We start from the raw sequence: 719 nt of genomic DNA, 5'->3' as shown, positions 1-719 counted from the left end.
GATCACGACTCTCTGGTGGCGTTGCTGGCGTTGATCGCCGGGCAGGATGTCGAGCCGGCGGAGGGCAGCGACGGTACCGACGGGCGGTGGCGGATCGCACGTAAGGTCGCGCCGGAGCGAGTTATTTCTGCCGTCGACACCGAGGCACGGCACACCCGCAAGTCGCCGAGCAACTGCCGAGACGGGTATCGGGCGCATGTGGTCGCCGAACCGGACACCGGGATCATCACCGACGAGGAACTGACCAAGGCCGCTGGAGTGGACAACAGTGATGCCGCCGCGGCCCGCCGGTTCCTCGACGCTGAGGGCGAACCGCGTCGGTGGTACGGCGACAGTGCCTACGGGTCAGGGGATCTGCGCGCGGCGATGAAGGACGCCGGTCACGAGGCGGTCATCAAGCCGGGCCCGATACGGCCGCCGGTCGAGGGTGGGTTCACCATCGACGACTTTCAGGTGGACGAAGAGGCGGCAACGGTGACCTGCCCTGCCGGCAACACCCGCGCGATCAGCGCCAAGACTCGCGCAGCAGCGTTCGGGGTGCTCTGCCGTCGGTGCCCGTTGCGTGCGCGGTGCACCACCTCCGGTAGAGGCCGCACGATACGACTGCATCCGCGAGATACGACTGCATCCGCGAGATGCACTGTTGCGCAACGCTCGCCGCCGGTGGACTGAATCGGAGGAGCTTCGTCAGGACTATCGCACCACCCGCCCGAATGTCG

Annotated in this window: 1 protein-coding gene; it reads left to right on the top strand. The window is 67.6% G+C overall.

Annotated features, from left to right (window positions below):
- Positions 1 to 672 (top strand): transposase (locus HM984_RS18060; protein WP_179350119.1); only part of this gene is annotated, 672 nt, incomplete at its 5' end.
- Positions 673 to 719 lie beyond the last annotated feature (47 nt).

It is taken from the genome of Winogradskyella pacifica (genome assembly GCF_013403915.1).
GTDB lineage: Bacteria > Bacteroidota > Bacteroidia > Flavobacteriales > Flavobacteriaceae > Winogradskyella > Winogradskyella pacifica.
Note: the sequence above shows the minus strand (reverse complement) of the source record. Positions and strands in the feature narration are given on the sequence as shown.